The sequence below is a fragment of the Streptomyces sp. IBSBF 3136 genome (assembly GCF_036815105.1).
GTDB lineage: Bacteria > Actinomycetota > Actinomycetes > Streptomycetales > Streptomycetaceae > Streptomyces.
Genome location: NZ_JAJSZC010000456.1, coordinates 1 through 1,384, shown reverse-complemented (window position 1 = coordinate 1,384; position 1,384 = coordinate 1). Strand labels below are relative to the sequence as shown.

The window sequence follows — 1,384 nt, the reverse complement described above, 5'->3', positions numbered from 1 at the left end:
GCCAGGGCCTGGGCCGGTGGCGAGGCCGGGGCGGCGGTGTGCGCGGGGGACAGAGGCCCGGCGGCCGGGGCGGGGGACTGGGGCGCGGGCGCCTGGGCCGGGGTCAGGGAGCGGATGGCGCCGTGCAGCCGGGCGAAGACCTCCGGGGGCATGCTGTCGACGCGGTCGATGATCCGCGCGGCCCGCGCGTCGGTGGCCCGGGCCTCGGCCTTCTCCTCGTCCGTCAGCAGCATCGTGCGCAGCGTGAGGATCTCGTCGATCTCCGCCGCGTCGTGCAGATCGCCCGGGCTCTCCGGCGCCACCTGCGGGCGGTCCGAGAGGATGATCGGCGAGGAGAGCACGACCCGTCCGGTCGGTTCCGTCTCCTGCGGTCCGCCGCCCAGCACGGGGAAGGTGAACTCGTTGCGGCACGCGCGCGCCCACGCGCGCAGCGCGGCGGGCGGGTCGACCTGCGAGACGAACTCCACGCCGTCGCCGCCGAGGAGGGTGTGCGCGGCGAGCAGGGCACGGCGCAGCGCCTCCCCGCGCGGGGCGCGGCTGTCGGGCGCGTGTCCGGTGTGCTCGGTGCGCACACGCAGCCGGCACACGTCCTCGCCGAGCCGCTCGGCCACGACCGTGGTCCGCGCCCGCACCTCCTCGCGGCGCCGCACCACCTGCCCCGAGCCCCCGGGCAGCGCCTCGGTCTCCTCGGCCGGGGGCGCCCCGGTCTCCACGGCGCACCCGCCCCGCAGCAGCTCGTCGAGGGGCCGCTCGAACGCGATCTCGTGCGGCACCGCCTCGTCGAAGGTGAGGTGGGTCGTGCCGTCGGCCGCGCGCAGGGACTCGACCGGGTGGTGCGCGCCGTCCACGCCGGCCGCCCGCACCTGCTTGTGCTGCATCTGCAGGTACCGCACCCGTACGCGCACCCGCGCGCCGGGCCGCCGTACGCGCAGCAGGCACTCGGTCTGCTGGTACCAGGAGTCCGCGGAGCCGGAGAGGCCCGGGGCGAGGGGGCCGTCCGCCTCCACCCAGTCCCGCGGGAGCAGCACACCGAACTGCCAGCGGACGCGGTTCTTGGCGGAGGAGCGGCGGTAGGGGTAGAGGAGGTAGCCCTCGTAGAGGACGGCGTCGGCGACGCCGCTCAGCTGCGCGAAGGCGTCGCCGGGCCGGTCCTCGCACGGTTCGCCGCCCGCCACGGCCGTACACGTCACGCCACTCACGCCGCCGATCCCGGCCATGTCGCCTCCTTGCCACGGGTGCACCCGTTTCTGCCCACAGGTGCACCCGCGATCTCTTCCACCACGGTCACACCACTCACGACTCCTCGCCCTTTAGGCGGACCGGCATTGGGCCATGCAGGGGACAAGGAGGGCGTGACCCGGGCCTGCGGCGGGGGTGGCAGGGG

General features: G+C 76.2%; 1 protein-coding gene. It reads right to left on the bottom strand.

What is annotated here, in order from left to right:
* The coding region (locus V7E45_RS40160) for a hypothetical protein (RefSeq protein WP_333779232.1) at positions 1-1,217 on the bottom strand (1,217 nt) is incomplete at its 3' end.
* Between the last annotated feature and the right edge of the window lie 167 nt (positions 1,218-1,384).